The 24,617-nt window shown below is 60.0% G+C and carries 14 protein-coding genes; 10 read left to right on the top strand and 4 right to left on the bottom strand.

Annotated elements, in window-relative coordinates; genetic code table 11:
• Positions 1 to 74 precede the first annotated feature (74 nt).
• A complete protein-coding gene (locus H1B37_RS23530; protein ID WP_182869415.1) occupies positions 75 to 4,784 on the top strand; it encodes a PVC-type heme-binding CxxCH protein in 4,710 nt (1,569 codons plus the stop codon).
• Positions 4,785 to 4,869: 85 nt separating this feature from the next.
• On the top strand, positions 4,870 to 6,408 hold the full coding sequence (locus H1B37_RS23535) for a hypothetical protein (protein WP_182869417.1): 1,539 nt from the start codon (positions 4,870 to 4,872) through the stop codon (positions 6,406 to 6,408).
• A gap of 115 nt (positions 6,409 to 6,523) precedes the next feature.
• Here the strand turns inward: H1B37_RS23535 and H1B37_RS23540 are convergent, their stop codons facing one another.
• Positions 6,524 to 6,916, bottom strand: a complete 393-nt coding sequence (locus tag H1B37_RS23540) for a response regulator (protein WP_182869420.1) — start codon at positions 6,914 to 6,916, stop codon at positions 6,524 to 6,526.
• A gap of 385 nt (positions 6,917 to 7,301) precedes the next feature.
• On the opposite strand from H1B37_RS23540, the gene H1B37_RS23545 reads away from it, so the two are divergent.
• The 3 genes from H1B37_RS23545 (at position 7,302) to H1B37_RS23555 (ending at position 10,444) form a co-directional block, all read left to right on the top strand.
• Complete coding sequence (locus tag H1B37_RS23545) at positions 7,302 to 8,045, top strand: metallophosphoesterase (RefSeq protein ID WP_182869422.1); 744 nt, start codon at positions 7,302 to 7,304, stop codon at positions 8,043 to 8,045.
• Positions 8,046 to 8,161: 116 nt separating this feature from the next.
• Positions 8,162 to 9,283, top strand: a complete 1,122-nt coding sequence (locus tag H1B37_RS23550; RefSeq protein WP_182869424.1) for an ATP-binding protein — start codon at positions 8,162 to 8,164, stop codon at positions 9,281 to 9,283.
• Between the two features lie 339 nt (positions 9,284 to 9,622).
• On the top strand, positions 9,623 to 10,444 hold the full coding sequence (locus tag H1B37_RS23555) for an alpha/beta hydrolase (RefSeq protein ID WP_286178084.1): 822 nt from the start codon (positions 9,623 to 9,625) through the stop codon (positions 10,442 to 10,444).
• Positions 10,445 to 10,711: 267 nt separating this feature from the next.
• Here the strand turns inward: H1B37_RS23555 and H1B37_RS23560 are convergent, their stop codons facing one another.
• The gene (locus tag H1B37_RS23560; protein ID WP_182869428.1) at positions 10,712 to 14,143 is read right to left on the bottom strand and encodes an aminotransferase class I/II-fold pyridoxal phosphate-dependent enzyme; all 3,432 of its coding nucleotides are present in this window, start codon (positions 14,141 to 14,143) and stop codon (positions 10,712 to 10,714) included.
• Between the two features lie 444 nt (positions 14,144 to 14,587).
• On the opposite strand from H1B37_RS23560, the gene H1B37_RS23565 reads away from it, so the two are divergent.
• The 3 genes from H1B37_RS23565 (at position 14,588) to H1B37_RS23575 (ending at position 18,321) form a co-directional block, all read left to right on the top strand.
• On the top strand, positions 14,588 to 15,031 hold the full coding sequence (locus H1B37_RS23565) for a hypothetical protein (RefSeq protein ID WP_182869430.1): 444 nt from the start codon (positions 14,588 to 14,590) through the stop codon (positions 15,029 to 15,031).
• A gap of 19 nt (positions 15,032 to 15,050) precedes the next feature.
• The gene (locus tag H1B37_RS23570; RefSeq protein ID WP_286178087.1) at positions 15,051 to 16,310 is read left to right on the top strand and encodes a hypothetical protein; all 1,260 of its coding nucleotides are present in this window, start codon (positions 15,051 to 15,053) and stop codon (positions 16,308 to 16,310) included.
• A 334-nt stretch (positions 16,311 to 16,644) separates the two neighbouring features.
• Positions 16,645 to 18,321 carry a cation:proton antiporter gene (locus H1B37_RS23575; protein WP_182869432.1) on the top strand — a complete coding sequence of 559 codons (1,677 nt, stop codon included), beginning with the start codon at positions 16,645 to 16,647 and terminating at the stop codon, positions 18,319 to 18,321.
• On the opposite strand, the gene H1B37_RS23580 is transcribed toward H1B37_RS23575, so the two are convergent.
• Positions 18,307 to 19,803, bottom strand: a complete 1,497-nt coding sequence (locus tag H1B37_RS23580; RefSeq protein ID WP_182869435.1) for a sulfatase — start codon at positions 19,801 to 19,803, stop codon at positions 18,307 to 18,309. The genes H1B37_RS23575 and H1B37_RS23580 overlap by 15 nt on opposite strands.
• 416 nt (positions 19,804 to 20,219) lie before the next feature.
• On the opposite strand from H1B37_RS23580, the gene H1B37_RS23585 reads away from it, so the two are divergent.
• Together H1B37_RS23585 and H1B37_RS23590 are read left to right on the top strand one after the other, a co-directional pair.
• A complete protein-coding gene (locus tag H1B37_RS23585; protein WP_182869437.1) occupies positions 20,220 to 21,380 on the top strand; it encodes an FG-GAP repeat domain-containing protein in 1,161 nt (386 codons plus the stop codon).
• Between the two features lie 344 nt (positions 21,381 to 21,724).
• On the top strand, positions 21,725 to 22,783 hold the full coding sequence (locus H1B37_RS23590) for an ROK family protein (RefSeq protein ID WP_182869439.1): 1,059 nt from the start codon (positions 21,725 to 21,727) through the stop codon (positions 22,781 to 22,783).
• A 123-nt stretch (positions 22,784 to 22,906) separates the two neighbouring features.
• Here the strand turns inward: H1B37_RS23590 and H1B37_RS23595 are convergent, their stop codons facing one another.
• Positions 22,907 to 24,472 (bottom strand): sulfatase, encoded by a 1,566-nt coding sequence (locus tag H1B37_RS23595; RefSeq protein WP_220498341.1) that lies wholly within the window; start codon positions 24,470 to 24,472, stop codon positions 22,907 to 22,909.
• Between the last annotated feature and the right edge of the window lie 145 nt (positions 24,473 to 24,617).

Genomic DNA, 24,617 nt, shown 5'->3' on the forward strand with positions numbered 1-24,617 from the left:
ATCGAGTATCCTATGGATTGACCGATCGGTCCGTTCCCTTCCCTCCTGCGACTTTCCCCACCTTTGATCCGCCGATGAATCCTTCCTGCTCCGCTCTGTGGCGCGCGTTCTTGTTCGTGTCTGTTTCCGTCTTGCTGCCGAGATTCCTGTCGGCCCAATCAGAGACGTCTCGATTCCAAAAAATCGTTCTCAGTGAATCGTTTCACAGCGAAGGGGCCGACGTGGCGGACATCGATGGTGACGGGCACAACGACATCGTTTCCGGGCCGTATTGGTACCAAGGGCCGGACTTCCGCACGCGACACACTTACGCCGAGGTCAAAAACTACTCGATCAAGGCCTACTCCGATCACTTCTTTTCCTTCGCACGCGACTTCAACGGCGATGGGCACATCGATGTGTTCTGCGTCCCGATGCCCGGCACGGCGGGCGTGTGGTACGAAAATCCCGGAACCGCGGATCGATCATCGACCTGGAACCGCCACACCGCGCTGTCGAGTGTCGACAACGAGTCGCCGACGTTTTCGGACATTGACGGAGACGGTGTGGAGGAACTGGTTTGCATCCACAAAGGATGCTACGGCTATGCCCGGCCCGATGCCACTGATCCAACCGCGCCGTGGTCATTCACCCCCATCAGCGACGACCGTGGCTACGGGCGATTCACGCACGGGTTGGGCGTCGGCGACGTGGACGGCGACGGGCGTGCCGATCTGCTAGAAAAAGACGGCTGGTGGAAACAGCCTGAAACGAGCGGCGAAACGTTTAAGTTTCACCCGGTGAAATTCGCCGCTTCGGGTGGATCCCAAATGTTCGCCTATGACTTTGACGGCGACGGCGACAACGACGTGCTATCGGTCAAAAATGCGCACGGGTATGGATTGAGCTGGTTCGAGCGACGCGGCAGCGGTGAGGAGTATCTGTTCGTCGAACGTCTGATCCTGGGCAGCAAGCCGTCGGACAATCCCTACGGACTGGCGATCTCCCAAATGCACGCGGTCGCACTGGCCGACATCGACGGCGATGGCATCAAAGACATCGTGACGGGAAAACGATTCTGGGCCCACGGCGGGAATGATCCGGGCGCGTCCGAGTTGCCGGTGTTGTACTGGCTGCGTACCGTCCGCTCCGAATACGGCGTCAATTTTCAGCCGCATCTGATCGACCAGCGTGTCGGCGTAGGAACTCAGTTGACCACCGCGGACGTCGACCGCAACGGACACGTCGATGTCATTGTCGGAAACAAGCTGGGGACCTATGTGTTGCTCAACAGCGGAAACGCTGAACCGGCCCCCGAACCGTCGTCCGACGCGGCACATCCCGTCGGCAGCGACGAATTTAAAACCGCCGTCAGGACCACCGAACCGCTGACGCCTGAACAGGAGCGTGAGTCGTTTGTTCTGCCGGCAGGGTTCAAAGTACAGCTCGTCGCCGCCGAACCCGAAATTGCCAAGCCGATGAACTTGGCCTTTGACGCCAAGGGGCGGTTGTGGGTCAGCAGCAGCGTCGAGTACCCGTTCCCCGCTGCCGAAGGCGAAGGACGCGATACGATCAAGATCCTCGAAGACACCGACGACGACGGTCGCGCCGATAAAATCACCACGTTCGCCGACGGGCTGAACATCCCGATCGGATTGTATCCCTATCGTGACGGCGTGATCTGTTACAGCATCCCCAACATCTGGTTCTTGCGTGACACCGACGGCGACGATCGATGCGACACACGCGAGATCCTGTACGGGCCCTTCGACTACTCACGCGACACCCACGGCATGTGCAACGGATTCACCCGTGGGTACGACGGCTGGCTGTACGCCTGCCATGGGTTCAACAATCAATCCTCGGTCACCGGCGGCGACGGTCACACGGTCACGATGCACTCGGGCAACACGTTCCGGATTCGCACCGACGGATCGCGGATCGAACATTTCACCGACGGCCAAGTCAATCCGTTCGGCATGGCGATCGATCCCGACGGAGACTTGTTTACCGCCGACTGTCACACCAAACCGGTCACCTTGCTGATGCGGGGTGGCGTGTATCAGGGGTTCGGTAAGCCTCACGATGGCTTGGGGTTTGTCCCCAATGTAATGGAACACTTGCACGGCAGCACGGCCATCGGCGGGATTGCTCTGTACCACGACAACGCGTTCCCGCCGGTCTATCACGGCAACTCCTTCGGTGGCAACGTGATGACCAGCCGGATCAATCGCAATTCGATTCAACGCAACGGATCGACGGTTTCGGCACGCGAAGAATCCGATTTCTTGATTTCCGGCGATCCCTGGTTTCGACCGGTCGATTTGCAGGTCGGTCCCGATGGCGCCTTGTACGTCGCCGACTTTTACAACCGCATCATCGGGCACTACGAAGTCGGGCTCGATCACCCCGGTCGCGATCGTCACCGCGGACGGATCTGGCGGATCGTCTTTGACGACCCGGCGGACGTGCGTCGGGACATGCCCGAGGTGACATCGAATCGAAGCTCGTTTGATGCGAACGATGACCAGATCTCTCGGGCGATCGGCCAGTTGGATTCAGCCAACCTGACCCGACGTGCCCTCGCGGCAGATCGGCTGGCCGATCAGTTCGGTGCCGCCGCGGTCGAACCGATTCGCGGGGCGTTTGCCGAAAGCCCCAGCGCCGACGCGAAAGTTCAGATGCTGTGGGTTCTGCACCGGTTGGGCGCGATCACCGATTCTGAGATCCAGGCCGCGGCGCAGGACGAATCTGCCAGGGTCCGCGTTCACGCGATGCAATTGATCGGAGCCAGAGACGGTGCCGATGAAGTGTTATCGGCGTTGTTGCTCGCGGGATTGCAGGATCCCGATGCGATGGTGCGGCGCTGTGCGGCGATCGCCGCGGCGACATCTCCTTCGATGCCGCTGACCGTCCAGTTGATGAAAACACTTCATCAAACTCCGGCGTCGGATGTCCACCTGATCCACGCGATCCGCATGTCACTGCGCGACCACCTTCGCGACGCCGATCGTTTTCGCGTCTTCACCGATTCCCTTACTACGCAAGACATGCGGGCTGTGATCGACCTCTGCTTGGGCATCCGGACCGCATTTGCCGGCGAGTTTCTGGCTGCCCACGTGTCACAGCTTCAGGATTTACAGCCGGAACAACTGTCGACCTATCTGGCTTTCGCCGCTCGCTATGCTTCACCGCAGCACTTGGATTCGATCGCCCGGATGGCCGAAGACCGTTTCGAAGACAACGTCGCATTTCAAGAAGACTTGCTGCGTTCGATCCGCAACGGACTCGGCCAACGCGGCATCGAAAACCCCACGGTAGTAACCGACTGGGCGACGCGTCTGGCACGTCGCTACCTTGGTCTGCGTGAGGGTGATGCGTTGTTGCCCGAGAGTCCGCGGCAAATCGGTTGGACCTACTTGCCGTACCCCGGCACGCCGGACCACGGTAATCCCTGGGTGTTGTCGACCAACCGCAATTCAGCTGACGGTCAACCGGCGTCCAGACTGCACAGCAGTTTCCCGCTCGGCGAGTCCCGGACCGGAATTTATCGCAGCGATTCATTCCCGTTGCCCGAGCAGCTGACGTTTTTTGTGGCCGGACACGACGGCTTTCCCGACAAACCGCTCCAGAATTTGAACGTGGTGCGTGTTCGCGACGCGGTGTCCCAAGCGGTGCTGCAGACCTGGAGCCCGCCGCGGAATGACACCGCACAAAAAGTGACTTGGCGATCCGGTGACGCGGCCGGTCGCGACGTGTTTGTCGAACTGGTCGACGGGGATACCGCCGGGGCGTTCGCGTGGATGGCGGTGGGACGTTTTTCGATCGAAGGATTGAATCCCAGCAACCAGGCGAGCGAATTTAGCAAGGCCGCTCGATTGATCGGCGACTTCGAACTGAACGGGCTCGCCGGCGTGGCGACGCAGGTGCTTCGTGACGGTGACATCGGCCGTCAACTTGCCGCCGACTTTGCGACGGCCATTGCGGCATTGAACTCCAGCTCGCATTCCTCGGCGCTCGCCCAGTCCATCGCCGTCGTTGGCGTTGATCCGGCATTGCGCGGCGAACTGACCGACCTGTTGTTGAACCCCGACAACGACCAGATCGTCCCCGTGATGGGCAAGGTCACCAAGCTGGCCACGGCGGCCGAACAGTTGCGGATCGCGGGAAAACTTTCGTCGGATCAATCCGGTGTGCAAACGCTGTTGGCACTCGTCGAAGCCGGCCAAGCGTCGCCGCGATTGTTGGTCGATCCGGCCATCAGCGGCAAACTGGACAGTTTGGCGACCGAGGAGCAGTCGCATCGGATCTCAAAACTGACCGGAGATCTGCCGAGCGAGGACCAAGCGTTGGTCGCGGCAATGAACGCGCGGAAAGCGGCCTATGTGCGTGACGGAGGCGACGCCGGCGCCGGGGCCGCGTTGTTTACCAAGCAGTGTGCCGTCTGCCATCAAATCGCCGGCAAGGGAGTGGCCGTCGGTCCGAACCTGGACGGGGTGGGCAATCGCGGACTGGAGCGGTTGATCGAAGACGTGCTGACCCCGAACCGCAACATCGACGCCGCGTTCCGTGCCAGCGTCGTGTTGACCGATGACGGTCAGGTGTACAGTGGTTTGATCAAGCGGACCGATGGCGAACAATTGGTGATCGTCGATCAGACGGGCAAAGAAATCAACGTCCCCGTTGACGAGATCGTGCGTCAAAAAATCGTGGGCAATTCCCCCATGCCGGCAAACTTTCATGAGACGCTGAGCGAGGAACAAACCAAAGACTTGTTGGCGTACCTGTTGTCGTTGGTGCACTAATGATTCGCAACGCGATGTTCCATCGGGTACGATGAACGATTGACGGACTCTTTCACAGGGACTTGGGAATCAGGGGAGCACGGTGATGATCAATCGGCCAGCAACAACAAGTGGTCGTCGGCGTTTCATGGGCGTTTGCGGAGGTGTCACGGCCGCCGTTGCCTTGGGGGAACTGGAGTTCATCAACCGATTGCCGCGGGTCAGTGCGGCCGAGGCGACGCTGGATCAACAGTCCGTCCGCTTCAGTGACGACATCGAGCCGCTGGTGCGATTGTTGGAAGACACCCCACGCAACCGCGTGGTGGAAGTGTTTGCCGACAAGGTGCGCAGCGGCACGTCCTATCGAGAAGTCCTGACCGCGCTGTTGTTGGCCGGCGTCCGCAACGTCCAGCCGCGGCCGAGTGTGGGATTCAAATTCCATGCGGTGTTGGTGGTCAATTCGGCGCATTTGGCCAGCCTTGCTTCACCGGACCAGGATCGTTGGCTGCCGATCTTTTGGGCGCTGGATTACTTTAAATCTTCTCAGGCCCGTGACGTCCGCGAGGGCAACTGGACGATGGCGGCGGTCGACGAAGCCTCCGTGCCCGCACCCCACTTGGCCCGCCAAGCGTTCATCGATGCGATGGACCGCTGGGATGTCGATGCTGCCGACGTCGCGATCGCGGGATTGGCCCGGTCGGCCGGTGTGAACGAGGTGTTTGAGCTGATGGCCCATTACGGATGTCGAGATTTCCGCAGCATCGGACACAAGGCGATCTTTGTGGCGAACAGCTTTCGAACCTTGCAATGCATCGGCTGGCGCTACTCCGAGCCGGTGCTGCGTTCGTTGACCTACGCACTGTTGAACCACAACGGCGAACCCAACCCTGCCGACAGCGACTTGACCCCCGATGCGGCTTGCCGAGTGACCGAGGAATTGATCGATGGATTCGACGACCGTTGGAACAGCGGCAACATGGATCCGGCAACGTCCTTGGCGCACCTGGATACACTCCGTGAAGCGTCACCACAGCAGGCCGTGCGTGAGACGGCCAAATTGATTCAATCTGGGATTCACCCCCAATCGATCGCCGATGCGTTATTCCTATCGGCCGGTGAAATGCTGATGCAACAACCGGGCATCATCTCGTTGCATTCCTCCACGACCACCAACGCGATGCAGTACGCCTATCGGACCGCCCGCGATCCCAAGACCCGGTTGCGTCTGTTGTTGCAAAACGCGGCCTTCATTCCCCACTTCCGGTCCTCCATGCAGTCGCGCGGCAAGGTGGCAAACAAACGGATTAACGAGTTGCAACAAATGGACGCCACCGCCACGACGATGGCGCCGACCAAAATCTTTGAAACCGCCGGTCAAGACCGATCCGGGGCGTCACAAGCCGCGATGCAATTCCTCTCCGGCGGCGGCCAGGCCGAGCAGATGATCCAGACCGCCCGCCAATTGGTATTTCTAAAAGGCAACGACTCGCACGACTACAAGTTCAGCTCGGCGGTGCTGGAAGATTTTTATGCCGTCTCACCGGATTTCCGCAACAGCTACCTGGCCGCATCAACCTACCTGTTGCCCGCAAGCGGAGACCGCGACAACGGACTGGTCGATCGAATTCGCTCGGCGATCGGGTAGCGGGCGAGTTTCAGGTTTCAAAGTTGCCTGAAATCTTCGCCTCCCCCCATTTTTCTGCCCCTAATTTTTCTGTCCCCTATTCTCACCCTACTGCCTACTGCCTACTGCCTACTGCCTACTGCGGCTCGCGTGATGGTTCGCGGTTGAGCAGTCGATTGACTTGTTCGGAGAACACTTGTAGATCGAGCGGTTTGACGAGCACACAGTCGGGGCCGTCGTCGGTTTGGTCACTGCGTTGGGCGTCGATGCTTCCGGTGATGACGATGACGGGGGTGTTCGGTGCGATGGTTTTGACTTCTTGGGTCAGTCGCAGCCCGTTCATGCCGGGCATGTTCATGTCGGTCAAAACCAGGTCAAATTTTTCTTGGCGGACCATTTCCAAGCCAGCCGTCGCGCTTTCGGCGGATTCGATTTGATAGCCCAAGGTTTGCATCAAAACCGTCAGCGACTTCAGTCCGAGGACATCGTCGTCGATGTACAGTAATTTGACCGCACCGTGTCGGTTCATCAATTCAGCCGAATTCGCCACCCCAACCTCCTGTATCGGATCGGTCCGTTCCAATTCGGTGAATCAACCGGACCACATACTAGTGCTGTCGATTCAACCCCACGCATTGAAAAGAGGGTCGCACCGATTGACCGATCATAACGGTTTCTTCGCACACGAGTGACAGATTTTAGGGTTTGGGAGAGGTGGCGTCGAGTTGCGGTATCGCTGTGAATCGATCCCCCGCGGCCGGCAATCGCTACCGATCGGCGTCCTTGTTCGTCCTTCTCGATTCCGAGTACGATGGATGCCGCAGGCCGGCCGACGCTTCGCCACCGGCAACTTTTTCGTCCCCCGTACTGTACGCGGTTGACCCGGTGCGATCATCGAATCAAGCAGGACAACGATGAGTGGAACTGAATCGTCCAACGGGTACTTCGTTTCCGATTTGCATCTTTTTTCCAGTCGTTCGACGGGGGATATGATTCTGCCGGAGTTGCGACAAAAAGCGCGTCAAACGCACACGGTGGTGCTGGGCGGTGACATTTTCGATTTCAAGTGGAGCACGCACGAGAGCGACGAGAAATCGGTGGAAAAGGCGATCGAGTGGATCGAGGATTTAGTGGAGCAAAATGAAAACTGCGAGTACCACTACATTTTGGGCAACCACGATTCGCGGCCGGAGTTTGTCGAACAGTTAGCTGCGTTGGCGTCGCGTCATCCCAGTTTCACCTGGCATCGCTACTTTGCCCGACTGGACAATTGTTTGTTTTTGCACGGCGATGTCGCCGACGGACCGCTCGATCACGCGCGGCTGGATTCACGGCGGCAGAAATTCGAGCGGAAGAAGAAAAAGACGGGGTTGTGGCACGTCGCCTATGACATGGCGATTCATGCTCGACTCCATCGTTTGGTGGTGTTGTCGATCCGCGAAATGGTGGTGCTGCGACGAGTCAAAGAGTACGTCGAAAGCATCGGACACGGTCTCTCCGAGGGCGTGACAGATGTTTACTTCGGACACACGCACGTCGAACTCGATGGCATCCAGTATCAAGGGCTGTGCTTTCACAACGGCGGCGCGGCCATCCGCGGCATGAAGTTTCGGATCGTGGAAACGACTCTCCGCGCGCCGGCCAGCTTCCGCGCATGAAATCACAACTCTTTCAGGCGTCCGAACAAAAGGTTCGCCAATGAACGCTTCGATCAGGTATAGAATAAAGGGGCATCCGATTCGCTGAAATCATTCCGCTGTCCCGTGAGCGTCCGATGGCTGCTGGCAATGCGATTGACTGTGACACGCGGTTTCACCCCAATCACGAACTCGCCGCCCAGGTGCTTGATTCGTTGACGGCCGAGGTGGCGGTGGTCAACACGACCGGGGCGATTCTGGCCACGAATCAGGCGTGGGAGGACTTCGCGGTCCAGAACGGAGGCTGCCCCTCGCTGACCGGCGTGGGCGCCAATTATTTTGACGTCTGTCGCTCAGCCCGCGGCGATGAACTGTACTATGCCGAACAAGCGTACCAGGGCATCAGCGACGTGCTCGCGGGCAAACGCCATGTGTTCACTTTGGAATACCCGTGCCACTGCGCGACCGAAAAGCGTTGGTTCCTGCTGCACGTCTCGCCCCTGAAAGGAGACGCGTCCAAAGCCGTGACCGCCCACGTGTCGATCACGGATCGAAAGATTATTGAACATCAATTGGTTGAAACCACGAGACTGGCGGCGATCGGCGATGCGATGCAAGGATTGAGCCACAAGGGGCGAAATTCGCTACAACAAGCCCAAGGCTTTATCGATTTGCTGCGCTATTGGATCGCTGATGACGCCGACGCGCGCAAGTTGCTCGATCGAATCGAGCTGGCGCAGCAACGGCTAGTTTGTCTGTACGAAGAAGTGTTGCACTATGCCGAACCGATGCACCTGAATTGCTCGGTCGGTCGCTTGGACGACGTCGTCGAGGAGGCCTGGGCGTCGGTGCTGCCCGTCGACGATCAATTGACGCTGCAACACCCCACGCAAGGAATGGACCTGTCGTGTGAAATGGACCGCGACGCGATCTGGCAGGTGATGAAGATCTTGTTTGACAATGCCGCCGAAACCGGATCCAAAACGACTCGGATCGATGTGTCCTATCAAACGGGAGTGCTGAATCATCGTCCCGCGATCACCATGGTCGTCAGCGACAACGGACCAGGAATCGCTGCGGCAGATCACGAACGTGTCTTCGAGCCCTTCTTTACGACCAAGACGATCGGCACCGGACTGGGGTTGGCCCGGGCACGGCGGATCGTCGAACTGCACGGCGGCCAAATGCAATTGGGGGCATCGGTGCTGGGCGGTGCATCGTTCTACCTGACCCTGCCACGTCAACCGATCGCGCGCTAGGGGCGGCTGTTTCGATTCGCTCACCACGCCGATGGTCAGAAATGTCGGTTTCGGGTCGCTGGTGCGCGGGCGTCGGCGGCGTGTAAACTAACTGCCGCGCAAACGTAGCTACCTTCGCCAGAAGGTGGATCCTCGGCGCCTACCATGCTGGAATCGTGCATTGCCACTTCGAAGTGGCGTTGTCCAGTTGCGCGCCGCGTTTGACGCATCATGATCCCCTCCCACCTCCCTTCCCCGATTGGCATCACGTTTATGAACTCTGGATTTCGACGCTGCGGTTTTCTCTTCGCTCTTCTTTTCGTCTCGGTTTCGGTTTGCCCAGCGGCGGAACCGACGACGATGCCGCTTTGGCCCGACCTGCCGCCCGGAACGACGCTCCGCGGTGAAGGCGATCTTCCTGAATTGATTGTCACACGTGTCGAATCCAAATCGCCGACCGCGGCGGTCGTGATTTTGCCGGGCGGCGGATATGGCGGCCACGCGATGGATCACGAAGGCCACCAATTTGCGGCTTGGTTCGAATCGCTGGGCGTGACCTCGGCGATTTGCACCTATCGTTTGCGGGGCAAAGGCAACGATGGGAAAGGCTACGGGCATCCGGCCCCGATGGTGGACGCCCAGCGCGCGATTCAAACGCTGCGCGCCCGAGCCGAACAATGGAACATCGATCCCGATCGGATCGGCGTGATCGGGTTCTCCGCCGGAGGCCACTTGTGCTCCACCGTCTCGACGCACTTTGTCGACGGCGACCCGGCGTCGGAGGATCCGATCGCACGCGTTTCCTCACGACCGGATTTCAGCATCCTGTGCTACCCCGTGATCGCATTCGGCCAGCCCCACACGCACAAGGGCAGCCAACGAAACCTGATCGGTGCGGACCCCGACGAGGCGCTGCTGCAATCGCTGTCCAATGAAAAGCAGGTCAGCGACAAGACACCGCCGGCGTTTCTGTTCCACACCGGCGCCGACACCGCCGTGCCCGTGCAAAACAGCATCGATTACTACCTGGCATGTGTGCGGCACGGCGTCGCCGCGGAGCTGCACGTGTTCCCCAAAGGACGGCATGGCCTGGGGCTCGCCCAAAGCCTGCCGGGCGCCAAGCAGTGGCCCGACCTGTGTGCCGATTGGCTGCGACGCCTGGGCGTTGTGACAACGCCGTAACCGTCGCGGTCTGTTGATTTCGTCAGCCTACACACAACATCATTCTGCCCCGAATCATTCTGCCAACCCTCTCCCGGCTCCGATGCCCGTGACAGGACACCGTCGTTGGCTGGAGGGGCAGGAAAATTTTGGAGGTAGGAAAATAAGCACCATCGAATGGATGGGATGCTTCAGAATTGTCTTGCCCCCGAAATCTTCTTACCCGAATTGCCCAAAAATGGAGTCGGCTTGCACAAGCCCACGGATCGCAGTTGTGCCGTCCCGCGCCTACGCCGACGCGGCGGTGGCAAACCCGAGTTCGGCCAGGTGATGTGCCGTGCGTTCCACGGCAAAACGGATTTGCTGTTCGGAATGTTCGCTGGTCAGAAAGAATCTCAGTCTGGCGGCGGATTCGTCCACGGCCGGATACAGGATCGGTTGGACGTTGATCCCGTCGCCCTTGAGTCGATTGGACAATCTCAAGGCGACCATCGAATTGCCGGTGATCACGGGGACCACGGGGGTGCCAGCGCTGGCACCGGTGTCCAATCCGGCGTCTTTGCAAAGCTGTAAGAACAGTTCGCTGCGTTGCCGAAGCCGCTCGACACGCTCGGGTTCTTTTTCCAGGGTTTCGATCGCCGCCAGTGCCGCGGCGACTTGGGCCGGCGGCATGCCGACACTGAAAACGAATCCCGGTGCGGTGTAACGCAGCAATTCCACCAGTGCATTGGAACCGGCGATGTAGCCGCCGCAGGAGGCCGCCGATTTGGAAAGCGTTCCCATCCAAATATCGACGTCGCGGGCATCGATGCCATAGTGCTCGGCCATGCCGCGGCCGTGTTTTCCCATGGTGCCGAAACTATGGGCTTCATCGACCATCAACATCGCACGGTGTCGCTTTTTGACGGCGATGAATTCGGGGACGTTGCAAAAGTCGCCGTCCATGCTGTAGACGCCTTCGACGATGATCAGCACCCGACGATAATTCGAACGGATTTCCGTCAGGGTTCGATCCAGGGCGGCGTAGTCGTTGTGCGGGAACGGTCTGCGGCGTGCGCCCGAGAGCAACGCACCTTGAACGATGCTGTTGTGGGCCAGCGCATCGTGCAAGATCAAGTCGCCTTCGCCGACCAAGTGGCCGATGGTGGTTTCGTTGGTTGCGTGACCGCCGACCATCAGAATCGAGTTGTCGACACCGATGAATTCGGCGAGTTTTCGTTCCAGTTGACCGTGGATCGGTTTTTCACCGGAGACCAGTCGGCTGGCCGAGACGCTGGTGCCGTAACGCTGGACCGCATCGGCGGCGGCCTTGGAAACGTCCGGATGGCCGCTCATCCCCAGGTAGTTGTAACTGGCAAAACTGATCAGTTCCTTTCCGTTGACGACGGTGGTGTCGGCGACGATGCTTTCGTGGACCGTGAAATAGGGATTGGGAACCCCGGTCATCTGCATCTGTTCCATCGTCGCTTTCAGCCGTCGGTACTCGGCGAACTGTTCGACCTGATCCTCCGGTTCCACGGCCGGCTCTTCGGCGACCGGTCGGGTGTCGGCGACCGTGCTGGCATCGGCGCTGACCGTGACGGTTTGATGGGCGGCGTCGGCGGTTCCGGTCAGCATCGCTTCGGCACGTGCGTCGGCCCCGGGCGGCAGATAGCGTTGGATGGCCAAGGCGGTTTGGCCGATCGTTTCGATTTCGTCGAGCACCTGTTCGGGGAACCGTCCGCCGAAGGTCCGTTCCAGGTTGCGGGCGATCTCCAGCCGTTCCAAGCTGTCCAGCCCCAGATCCAGGACGATGTTGGTGTCCAATCGCAGCGACGTGGCGCGCTCGCCGGCCACGGTTCGCACGTGGTACTGAACCGCGGCAACGACCAGCGGGTTGACGTCGGCCTCGTCGACGGATTCGCCGCGCCCGCTTGCCGCGGCGGCCTGCATCATCGGCATTGCATCGCCCACAGCGGTGGTTCCGGCGACTTCTTCCCAGCGGACCCATTTGGCGATCAACTTCAATTCGTTGTCGCGAACGGCGTGCAGGCAGGCGTGGCGTTGGATCTTTCCGCTGCTGGTTTTCGGGACGCTGCTGTTGCGAACCAGATAGACCGCATCGGGGGGCAGATCGTGTTCATCGGTGACGGCGCGTCGAATGGCTTGGATTTGGGCGTCCCAATCGACATCGCGGACGCGGGCCGCTTCGGCAACGACCGTCAATTGCTCGCGACCGTCGTGTTCCATCGCAAACGCCGCGACCGCACCGGCCTGGACGATCGAACTGGCGCGTTCGACCGTTTCTTCGACGTCCTGCGGATAGCGGTTGACCCCGCGGACGATGATCATGTCCTTCAAGCGGCCGGAAACATATAGTTGGCCTTCAAACAGAAACCCCAGGTCACCGGTCCGCAAGAACGGCCCGCGACCGTCCTCGGTCATCGCCTTGAACGTCCGCTCGGTCGCCTCCTTGCGTTGATAATAGCCCGCACCGACCGAGGGGCTGTCGACCCAGATCTCGCCGATCTGGTCGTCGGCCAAGACCCTGCGGGTTTCCGGATCGACGATCAACACCGTTTCGTTGGGAAGCACCGCGCCACAACCGACCAACTTGCGGGCCGCGGGATCGTCGTCCTCACGCGGGACGACGTGTTTCTTGTCCAGTTCAAAGCGGTCAAACGATTGCAGCACCGGACGCGTTTCGCTGGGGCCGCCGGTAACGATCAATGTTGTTTCGGCCATCCCGTAGCAGGGCAGACTGGCCGAGCCGCGAAATCCGTACGGTTCAAACTTTTGACGAAACGCTTCGAGCGTGTTGGCGCGAATCGGTTCGGCACCGTTAAACGCGATCGCCACGGTGCTCAGGTCCAGCCCTTCCATCTCGGATTCGGCGATCTTGTCGACACACAATTGATACGAAAAATTGGGGCCGCCGGTCACGGTCACGCCATACTTGGTGATCGCGCGCAACCATCGCACCGGACGCTGCAAGAACGTCATCGGGCTCATCAACACGTTCGTGCAGCCGACGAACAAGGGCATCAAGATCCCACCGACCAGCCCCATGTCGTGGTAGGTCGGCAACCAGGACAGTCCGATGGTTTGTGGACTCGGTTCGAACGCGTGCCAGATCAATTCGGCGTTGGCGACCAGATTCCGCTGAGTCAACATCACGCCCTTGGGCGATCCGGTCGACCCCGAGGTGTATTGCAGCACGCCCAGCGTGTCACCGTCGATCACCGGCTCGCGATAACGGTCGATGTCGCGGCAATTGGGACAATCGGTGCCCAACACCTGAACGCCGACCAAATCCTCATGCCACGTTTGACCGGTCAGTCGTTCGGCAACCGCCCGCGTGGTGAGGGCCCACTTGGCGTCGGCGTCGACGACGATCGAACGGATCCGCGACGCCTTTCGATTCGAACGCGGCGGGAACGCCGGGACCGCGATCGCTCCGGCGGCATGACAGGCAAAGAATCCGACGATGAAGTCCAGTCCGGGCGGATACAACAGCAAGACGCGATCCCCGGGCCGAATCCGACATTTGCCTTGCAGGTATCCCGCCAGCGCACGGACTTCCCGCCACAGCTCGTCATAGGTAAGCGATGTGTCGTGCGTCTCGACGTCTGTAAAGCGGAACGCCGCCGAATCGCCGCGATGCTCGGCCCAATGCCGCAGGATCGCAACGTAATGATCTCGGGGGGGAGCGACGTCGCCAAAAAATTGCTTAAAATCCACGAACCCAACCAACGCGTAATGACGTTTTGTCCTGCGGCCTCGGGTCTCCGTCCCGTTTCGCCGCCCCGGCAGCCGACTGGGCTGCCCGGTGGCGATCCCGATCCTTCGGGACGATCGATGAAACGATCGGTTGACCGTCGGCCTCCATCGGACTCCGGACCCCCGGTCGACCAGAATCAATGGGCAACACGCGGGATGCGGATGGCGGATGGATCCGAAAATGACAGTGAAACCGGTCCTAACACTCGCGCTACAGGATACCTTGTCCCCGCCACCCTTTACGACGCCCCAAATCCACTAAATCTGGTGTCCCAGGGCCGCTTTGCCACGTTCGCCGGCAAATATCGGGGGGCAAGCCCCATCAAACCGCCGTTTCAGCCCAGTCGGATGCGTGAAGTGGTGCATTCGCTCTGCCATCCGCAACGATTTCAGTGAGCCCGAGCGATGCAAAACCCTTTCCGACCACCGCGTTGGACGATCGGCACCCCTGCCGATGCCCCCCCAAGCAGCAGTGCTGGCCCCAACAGGACCGCGTTTTTTGCGTGGTACTTTGCCGCGTTCATCGTCGCGGAGGTGATGTGGCGATTGTCAGGATACGTTCGCGCCATCGACCTATTGGAATTGCCGTTGGCGTCGTTCCATTTTCCGCTTGCCGGATTCGTCGATCCACACGACTCAATGGTCCGAAGCGAAGGAACGTTTTTCTGCGCGATTGTCTTTTGGACCGCCGTCATTCCGGTCGCCTTTCGAATCGCGCCGCGGAAGGTCGGTCCGCTGCTGACCGCGCTGGCGATCATCGCCTTCTGTGCGGTTGCAGCAACCGTTTACACGTTCCTCTATCATTGGCTGGGACTGGGGCAGATTGCCGGTGTCGATTTCACAACTTGAACCACAACCTCTTCGCGATATGAAACCCTTTTTAATACTCGGCGTGTTCTTTGTTGCTTTCCCCGGTGCGGTGCGCGCCCAAGGGCAAACCGATGGACTGGACCAAAAAATGGGACAAGCCTGGGAGGTCGTCTGGGGACGCTTCTTTCATCCGGATTCGCAAACGTTCATGGACTACTTGAGCAGTTACGAACCCGGCAAGGAGTTGGCACACTTGCCGACCGCCGAGGAGGTCGGCCGGCAGTATCCCAATCCCTGCGGGTACAGCACCGGGATGGAAGACGGCATGATCCTGGGCGGTGCGATGCTGAGTACGCTTTGTGACCGATTTGCGGTCACCGGTGAAACGCAATTGCGAACCGATGCCGCGCGGGTGTTCGCCGGAATGCGACGCTGTGCGACCGTCCATGGGGTGCCAGGATTTATCGCCCGAAATGTCTGTGTCGAAGACGGCCAAAGCGTCTACATCAATTCCTCTCGAGACCAATACACGCACTTCGTCCACGGACTTTGGAAATACTATCGCAGTCCCCTGCCTGACGAAGCGACGAAAACGGAGATCGCCGGCATCCTGGCCGATGTCGCCGATCGGATGATCGAGTTCGTGACGCCGGAAAACAATTATGACTTTTGTCGCGCCGATGGCACACGTTGCCCGCTGGGGATCTGCCGGATGTGGAACGTCCAGGCACACGAAGCGGCGCGGTTGCCGATGATCTATGCGGCGGCCTGGGAAACGACCGGCCAGGATCGCTATCGACAACGGTGGCGCAAGTATGTCGCCCAGGCCGTCGCGCAGTCGGCGTCGCCTTCCAAACACAGCCCCGCCTATGCCTTGCTGCAGATGCAGTGTTCGCTGGAAGTGCTGTATGAACTGGAGACCGACGAAGAACTGAAAGACAAACTGTTGCAAACCATGCGGCACGTCAGTTCGCTCGCGGCACCTCGGCTGGAACACGTCTTGAAAGCCCTCGCCGGTAAGAGCGACGAACAATTGCAAATGCTGGGGCCCGACTGGCGAAAGGTCAACGATTGGATCAACCAGGCCGGCTACAAGAACCCCCAGTGGGGGCCGTATCGCGAGATCTGGCATCTGGTTCGTGAGGCAGGGGAATCGGCGTTGATCCCGATGATGGCCCAGGGGGCTGTGGTCGATGAGCGTCAAATGGCCCAACTGAACGACATCGCCTCACGAATCGATTACCGACGCAATTCCAGCTGCGGCATCGTGTATCACCTGGCCGCCTATTGGAAAGCACGCCGCTTGGTCCAACCTTAGCGGCTAAGGGCCCGGAATTGATAGGACCAATAGGACGGATGGGACCTATGAGTCCTAGATGTCCTATGGGGCCCATTGCACGATCGTTCCTCCACCGGAGGAGGGGCAAAACGATGGGGGCTGGCGGCCAGAGCGAAAGACGAAAACCTGACGCCTCCCGGTCCCGCGGCCGGCTGTGGGATTCGAGAACACGGTAGGCCGGTACAATGCATCGGTCGCCGCCGCTAAATTGCACCCCGTGCCCGCCTGCGCTGACAAATCCCTTTGCGGACGCCACATTTGGGTGTGATTCGGTGTTTTGCCGATTGACTCGTGTCCGATCATGGGCGGATTGATGGAACTTTGGACAATTCTTCGCGACATCGTGGTGCTGTTGGGAGCCTCGCTGTTGGTCGGCGGCGTGTTCTCGCGGTTCGGGCAAAGTCCGATCGTCGGCTATCTGTTTGCCGGCATGATTCTGGGCGGCCCGGGGAGCATCCACGCGGTCGGATCGGAACATGAGATCGAGGCGATTGCGGAGTTGGGCGTCGCATTGCTGCTGTTCAGCTTGGGGCTGGAGTTCTCGGTCCAGCGGTTGAAAAAGTTGGGCGCCAAGCCGCTGCTGGGCGGTGCGTTGCAAGTCGTCTTTACGATCATTTTGGCTTTCGCGGGTGCCAGTCTGTTCGGGTTGGGCGTCAAGGAATCCGTGGCCTTTGGCGCGATGGTCGCGCTCAGCAGTACCGCGGTGGTGTTGCGAATCTTGGCCGAACGCGGCGAAGTGGAAATGCCGCATGGTCGCAACAGTTTGGGGGTGCTGTTGACCCAGGACATCGCGGTGGTGCCGTTGGCGTTGTTGATGACCATTCTGGGTGGCGAAGGCAGTGCCGGCGAGATGCTTTGGAATGTCGGTCGGTTGCTGTTGATGGCGAGCGGTCTGATCCTGGGCTTGTTGCTGTTGACCAAGATCGCGGTGTTGACGTTGGGCACGTTGACATTGCATCGCAACCGCGAGTTGACGGTGATCTTTGCCGTGGTCACGGGCCTGGGCGCGGCCTGGGCCTCGCATGCGGTCGGGATCTCGCCGGCAATGGGGGCGTTCTTGGCGGGCATGCTGCTGGGCAGCTCGGCGTTCGCGACCCAGATCCGCGCCGACATCTCGCCCTTGCAAGTCGTCTTGCTGACCTTGTTCTTTGGCGCCGCGGGGATGGTGGCCGACCCGATTTGGATCATCAAACACGGCCACATCGTGGGGATCGTCGTCGCCGCGTTGATCGCCGGAAAGCTGTTGGTGATCTGGGTGATCTTTGCCATGCTCGGACAAACCACTCGGGTGTCGGTCGCGACCGGGTTGTGTTTGGCCCAGGTCGGCGAGTTCGCCTTTGTGCTCGGAAGCATCGGACGAACCAGCGGAGTGGTCAGTGAGAACACCTACGCATTGGTCGTCTCGGCGGCCATCGTGTCGTTTTTCCTGAGCGCCTTCCTGGTGCCCGCCGCACCGCGGCTGGGAAACTGGGTGGCCGCCCTGTCGGGAACGCAAGCAACGACGATCGACGACACCGACCCGCTCTCGCCGCCACCGGATGTCGCCATCATCGGATTCGGACCGGCCGGCCAGATCGCCGCGCGTCCCCTGGTCGACAAAGGACTACGCGTGACCATCATCGAACTCAATCAAGTCGGCGTCCGCAAAGCCAAACAGCTGGGCTTTCATGCGGAGATCGGGGACGCCACCCAGAGCGACGTGCTGGAGCATGCGCGGCTGAATGAATGCAAGGCGATCGTGATCACTGTGCCGCATCACCAGTCGGCGATGACCATTTTAAAGCATGTTCGTCGCAACGCCCCATACGTTCACACGATCGTCCGTTCCCGCTATGAACTCCACACCGACGATTTTGTTTCTGCCGGAGCCCATGTGGTGACCGGCGACGAACAACAAGTCGGTGAAAGCCTGGCCGACCATCTCAACGAGTGGCTGGACACGCAGGATTCCAACTACGAACAATCCAGCGGTGGTTCATTGTCTGCCTGATTGCAGTTGTCGATCGAACTGCACGCGAACACGTCGGCTGCCCGCCGGGATCGCTCCCGCAGCCTCGATCCGCTCGCGCAGCCGTGCGGCCAGTTGCTGTCGCTGCGCCGCATAGGCCGGATCGTCGGCCAGGTTGTGCATTTCCTCGGGGTCCTTGGACACATCGTACAACTCCACGCCCTCGCTGCCCTCGGTTCCCCAGCTGGTGTAGCGAAACCCCGGCGTCCGCAGGCTGTATCCCCGATCGTACTGGGTGAACGCGGAATCGCGCACGCTTGCGGAGGGATCTTTCAATGCGGGCACCAGACTGACGCCGGAAACCGACTGGGGAATCGGCAATCCGGCCAGCTGCGACAGCGTCGGGTAAAAGTCGACCATTTCCGCCATCGTCGCGGCGACTGAGCCGGCAGAAACTCCCGGGCCGGCGATCACCAACGGAACGTGGGTTGCGTTTTCGAACAGCGTTGTTTTCTGATAGTGACCATGCTCGCCCATGTGATAACCGTGGTCGGACGTGAACAGCACGATGGTGTTGTCGTCCAGTCCCGTTTGGCGAAGTGCGTCCAGGATGACGCCCAGTTGTGCGTCGGCAAACGAGATCGATGCGTAGTAGGCTTGGATGGCTCGCTTGGCCAATTCGGGATCCAAGTTGACCTGTTCTTTTTTACGAGTCAGCGATTTTGCCGCGGGTGGGGGGATCGTGTCCAGGTACCCCGTCGGCACGCTCGGCACCTTGATCCGATCGAGCGGATACAGATCGAAATACTTCTTCGGCGCGACGTAGGGAGTGTGGGGGCGATAGAGTCCGACGGCCAGAAAGAAGTTTTCGCCGGACTGCGAAAAACGCTTCAGTTGTTTGACGGTTTCCGCGGCGGCGATGCCATCGGTTTGTTCGGCGTCGGTTCCGTCGGCGGCCAGCCAACTGAGAGTCCCGCCGTATTGTCCGGCACGCAGCGTGAGCACCTGGTCTTGATCGATCACGTCGCGGCCGCGCGGGTTGAAGGTTTGATTCCAAGAATAGGGATCGTCGTGGCCGCCGGTTCCGATGTGCAGCGGGACGTTGTAGTGATAAATCTTTCCGATCCGCGAGGCGAAGTAGCCGGCGTCGCGAAAGTGTTGTGACAACGTGTTCACCTTCGGCGCCCGCTCGCGCAGATGGATGGCGTTGCGATGGATCAGCGTTTGATCCGGGTACCAGCCCGTCATGAACGAGGCTCGACTGGGCCCGCACAACGGATACTGGCAATGGGCGTTGGCAAAGCGGACGCCGCGCCCGGCCAACGCATCGATGTGGGGCGTTTTGACTTGTTCGTGACCGTAACATCCGATGTCACAATTCAAGTCATCGCAGATCAGGAACAAGACATTGGGACGCTCGGCCGCGGTGCAGGTTGCAGAAAACGCGATGCCGTATGTCAAGCAGGTGAGCGCCGTGATCAAGGCGACGGGGATCAGAACGCTGGGGAATCGTAATCGACGCATGGTGGGGTGGACTTAACGGGGAGGAAAGCTCGATGGGCGGGAAGCGAGGTGGCGAGTTCGCAAACCAATTATTGCAGAAGTCGTGCTATGATGCGGGCATCACTCCAACCTACAAAACCCTCCCTTACGGAGGTCGTGCGGTTTTTAACCTTTGAATCAACAGGCGTTTACGACTTCACACGCCCTCTGGGAGGGTCGCAGAGGGGTATACGACGACGCGGGGAGGGTTGATCCACGATTTAATGCGACCGGTGGACGAATGCTTGTCTGGCGATTCACCTTTCGACCTCCCCTCGCTGCGCTCGACCCTCCTGCCAGGAGGGTTGATTTGAAAAACCGCACGACCTCTAAAGCGAGGAGAGGGTTTGAAGGAGTTGGATGCGCTTCCCAAACCTCACTCAACAAGGAAAACACTCATGTGGAAACCTTCGCTCGTGATCCTGTGCGTGCTCGCGTCGCCGGCGTTTGCCGATCCGGTTCCGGAATTCGCTTGGAAAGCGGTGGAAGTCGACCAGATCCAGATCGGCTATGGCATTCAATTGGCCGACGTCGACGGTGATGGCAAAACCGACATCGTGCTGGCCGACAAGAGCACGATCCAGTGGTATCAAAACCCGAGTTGGACCAAACATGTGATCGCCCGTGACCTGACGCAGCGCGACAACGTCTGTGTGACGGCGCGCGACATTGACGGCGACGGCACGTGCGAGATCGCGGTCGGCGGCCAATGGAACTATCGCGAAAGTGTCAAAGACGGAGCGGTTTTCTACCTCGATCCGCCGGCGGACCGTACCAAACCGTGGCGGGCGATCCGGCTGTACAACGAACCGAGCACGCACCGCATGCACTGGGTCCGTGTGGGCCAGGACGACTATCAATTGGTGGTCAAACCCTTGCGTGGCAAAGGCAGCGTGGACGGCGACGGACCGGGGTTGAAGGTGCTGGCGTATTCCAAGCCCGACGATCCCGAACAACCCTGGCCCTACGACGTCGTCTGCGATTTTCTGCACCTTTCACACAACTTTCACCCGGTCAATTGGGACGAGGATGTGGAAGAGGAATTGATCATCGCGGCCAAAGAAGGCGTTTGGCACTTCGACCGGCAACGCGACGGTTGGAAATCGACTCAGTTGACCCAGCCCTTTGCCGGCGAGATCCGCGACGGCCGACTGCCCGGCGGTAAACGCTTCATCGCCACGGTCGAACCCAAACACGGCCAACGCTGTGCCGCCTATCGCGAGGGAGATCAAAAAGGCGAACTCTGGACGCCACTGCCCGTGCTGAGCGACGCCCTGAAGGACGGACATGCGCTGGCCGTCGCCGACTTTCTGGGCGTCGGATCCGATCAGATCATCGTCGGCTGGCGCGCGATGAACGAACCGGGCGTTCCAGGGATCACCATGTTTACGCCGATGGACGATGAGGGCACCGAGTGGCGGGAAACACGGATCTCCGGAGAACGGGTCGCGGTGGAGGATCTAAAAGCCGGTGATTTGAACGGCGACGGCAAAGTCGATCTGGTCGCCGCCGCCCGTCAGACCAAGAACCTGGTGATCTTTTTTAACGATACGGAATGAAGTTGTGACGAATCCGACCTTTCCGCGTGCTCCGAAGTAGCTACGCTCGCCAGAGCGTGGACAACATTCCGGAAACCACCTTCTGGCGAAGGTAGCTACGACGGACTGAGAATTCCCGACACTGGGTTTGCGAAGTCACGCCGCCCGACCGCCTGGGTGGACCGTTTGCCGTAAAGGGTTTGGAAACTTCCCAGGAAACGGATATGCTTGCCACACATCCTTCCGCCGACAGAATCGAAACATCGGTCGGAGGAAGCCTACTCTAAAATCACGGCGGCAATCCGCGGCACGCCTGTGTCCGCTCGATGCCGCGAAATTGGCCTCGCAGACGGATGACCGCAGTGGTGAAGTATCGTATCGGGATTGATGTTGGCGGAACGACCACGACGATCGCTATCGGAAACGACGCGCGCGAAGTCGTCCAGGTTTCCGAGCAGTTTGAATCACGGACGGCCGATGGTCCCCAAAGCACCGCCCAGGCCATTCTGGACCAAATCGAAACACATCTCGGCGCCCTGCGCGGATCGACCGACCAGATCGTCGATGTGGGGTTGGCGACGCCCGGGCCGGCGACGCTGGACGGTGTGCTGCTGAACACGCCAAACCTGCCGGCGGCGCTGTGGGACAATTTCCCCTTTCGCGCCACCCTGGAAGAAAAAATTCGCTCCTGGTCGCCGCGGGCCTCGGTCCATTACATCGGCGATGGCCAAGCGGCTGCGTACGGCGAGTATTCGATTCGCAGCGGCGCGGTCACTTGGGATCGCGTCGGACCGATGGCGTCCGGCCCCAAGCAGCTTTCGTCGCTGTTCATGCTGATCGTCGGCACCGGACTCGGTGGCGGACAAGTCCAAGACGGCCGCGTGGTGCGTGGAAAAGAGGGGCGTGCCGGACATGCCGGACACCTGCTGCTGCCCCCGTATGCGTTTCGCTACGAACATGACCAACAACTGCGCGTGGGCAACGCGATGTGCACCGCCGAGTCGGCGATCTCGTTGACCGGACTGACGCACCAATTGGAATATCGGTTGACGTTGCCGCAATGGAGTGACCATCCGTTGAACGCGACCGAAGGTTCCACCCGCGACAAAGCCAAGACGCTGCGTGGGCTGGCGGCCAAAGGCGACCCGTTGGCACTGGAGCTGTTTGATGACCAAGCCCGCGCGCTGGGGATCACGCTGTTGGACCTCAACTACATCGGCGACTTCGATCTGCTGATCATCGGCGGCGGCGTCTGCGACCTGTCCGCCGATGTGAAAGCGCGTTACAAGCGGATCGTTGAAGAGGCGTATCGCGAGCACGCACTCGACGGATTCCGGAATCTCGATTGCCTTGAATTTTCAAGCTGCGGTGACGAGTCCCCCGTGATCGGTGCGCTCGCGTTCGCTTACACGTCGGCGCTGTGATGTCGCTGAATAACGCATCGTTTTCCTCAACTTCCGGCCCCGCAGGCTAACGCCAGACGGCTGATCTCCGTTGACATCAGCCGGTTCGCGCGAGCGTCCGGGCACCTCCACTGAGCTTGGCGATTACTCAAGTTTGTCTTCCGGGACGATCTTCTTGTTTTCCCAGTAGAACCCGTCGGCGCGCTTTTCAAGGATGCGTGCCGCGCTGTTGGGGGCCAACGGGGCTTCTTCCTTCGGCAGATAAGCACTCAGGCGGTCGATCACTTTGCGATACTGCGCCGATTGCTGATCGCTGATGTCGTCTTGAGCCAATAGGTTCGTGTGTTCGAACGGGTCGGCCACGGTATCGTACAACTCTTCGGCACCGTCGGCGTAGACCACGTAGCGCCAGCGGGTGTCGCAAACGGAGTGGTTGCCGGCGTTGTGCGTGCAGATCGCGGGACGTTCGCGAGGTTGCTCGGGATCGACCAGTTGTGGCACCAAGCTGAGCCCCTGTTGGCCTTCCGGGATCGGCAATCCGGTCAATTGCGAAAGCGTCGCGTACAGGTCCAACAGTTCGGCGGGCTGATTGCACTTGGCCGCTGCCGGGACCTTAAACTCCGTCAGCCCCTCGGGGACGGAGATGATCAGCGGAACACGGGTGCTGTGCCGCCATAGGCTGTTCTTGCCGGAGATCGCCTTTTCGCCCATGTGATAGCCGTGGTCGCTCCACAGGACAACGATCGTGTTGTCGGCCAAACCCGATGCGTCCAACTGGTCCAAGATGCGCCCGACTTGGCTGTCGACGAAACTGACCGACGCCAAATAGGACCGCGTCAGGTTCTTCAGTTGGTTGTTCTCTCGCAACCAGCTCGTTCGTGGTTCGGGCAGGTACCAGTGGATGTACCAGGACGATTCCGAGGTGTCGTCACGATCGCCTTCCAAGATCGGTGGCATGATCAGTGTTTCTTCCGGGTACATGTCGTACCACTTTTGCGTCACGTAACAGGGCACGTGGGGCAAGAAGAAACCGGCGGCCAGGAAGAAAGGTTGGTCGGGGCTTTTGGACAGCTCTGCGAGTTGATCGACCGCCCAGCTGGCGACCTCCCAATCGCCCTTGTCTTGATCCTTGTGCGGGAATGTTCCCCAGTCCATCAGCGGGTTGTTACCGCCGGGGGTCGGCCCGATCAACTTTTGCTTTGGCCGGGCGCCCACCCGCGCCGGAGGCCCCCACACGTCGGCTTCCTGGGCCGGTTTGTGGCGACGCCCGTTGGCACCGTGGTGGATCTTGCCCCCGATCAGGCTTTTGTATCCATGGGCGCTAAAGTGTTGAGGCATTGTGACCAGGTCGGACAGTGCGTCCACGTTACGAATCCATGGCTGCAATCCATAGACTCCGGTCGTGGTCGGGCGGCGCGCGGTCATGATCGCCGTCCGGCTAGGGTTGCACAGCGGCGCCTGACAGTGAGCGTTGGTGAACGTCATGCCGCGAGAAGCCAGACGAGCCATCGCGGGCGTTTTAACTTGGGGATGACCGCCGAGCGGTTCGACCCAATCGTTCAAGTCGTCGATGGCGATCATCAACACGTTGGGACGCTTGGAGGCAGTGTCGTCGCCGACGGCGGTGGCTGAAAAGAAAACGCCGATGCCGATCAAAGCGATGCAGGCCAACGGCAATGACTTAGCAAATTGCGATCGAGAAAAATTCACGGTGGATCGGGAGGGGCTGGTTGGGGGAAGCGTACTGGATGGGAACAGGGGACGACGAAACGTTCCCGGTGGCTCATATTGTACAAGCTGGACGAAGGCACTGGTTTCCTGGCGTCTGTTTTCTAAATCATCTGCCCACCCGTTT

Origin of the sequence: Stieleria mannarensis (genome assembly GCF_014154935.1) — a bacterium.
In the GTDB taxonomy this organism is placed as follows: domain Bacteria; phylum Planctomycetota; class Planctomycetia; order Pirellulales; family Pirellulaceae; genus Stieleria; species Stieleria mannarensis.

Bases quoted from the DNA above. Each gene is read 5' to 3' on its own strand.
- H1B37_RS23565 (WP_182869430.1), top strand. From the start codon at position 14,588: ATGCAAAACCCTTTCCGACCACCGCGTTGGACGATCGGCACCCCTGCC.
- H1B37_RS23585 (WP_182869437.1), top strand. From the start codon at position 20,220: ATGTGGAAACCTTCGCTCGTGATCCTGTGCGTGCTCGCGTCGCCGGCG.
- H1B37_RS23575 (WP_182869432.1), top strand. From the start codon at position 16,645: ATGGAACTTTGGACAATTCTTCGCGACATCGTGGTGCTGTTGGGAGCC.
- H1B37_RS23540 (WP_182869420.1), bottom strand. From the start codon at position 6,916: ATGAACCGACACGGTGCGGTCAAATTACTGTACATCGACGACGATGTC.
- H1B37_RS23570 (WP_286178087.1), top strand. From the start codon at position 15,051: ATGAAACCCTTTTTAATACTCGGCGTGTTCTTTGTTGCTTTCCCCGGT.
- H1B37_RS23535 (WP_182869417.1), top strand. From the start codon at position 4,870: ATGATCAATCGGCCAGCAACAACAAGTGGTCGTCGGCGTTTCATGGGC.
- H1B37_RS23530 (WP_182869415.1), top strand. From the start codon at position 75: ATGAATCCTTCCTGCTCCGCTCTGTGGCGCGCGTTCTTGTTCGTGTCT.
- H1B37_RS23550 (WP_182869424.1), top strand. From the start codon at position 8,162: ATGGCTGCTGGCAATGCGATTGACTGTGACACGCGGTTTCACCCCAAT.
- H1B37_RS23545 (WP_182869422.1), top strand. From the start codon at position 7,302: ATGAGTGGAACTGAATCGTCCAACGGGTACTTCGTTTCCGATTTGCAT.
- H1B37_RS23555 (WP_286178084.1), top strand. From the start codon at position 9,623: ATGCCGCTTTGGCCCGACCTGCCGCCCGGAACGACGCTCCGCGGTGAA.
- H1B37_RS23580 (WP_182869435.1), bottom strand. From the start codon at position 19,803: ATGCGTCGATTACGATTCCCCAGCGTTCTGATCCCCGTCGCCTTGATC.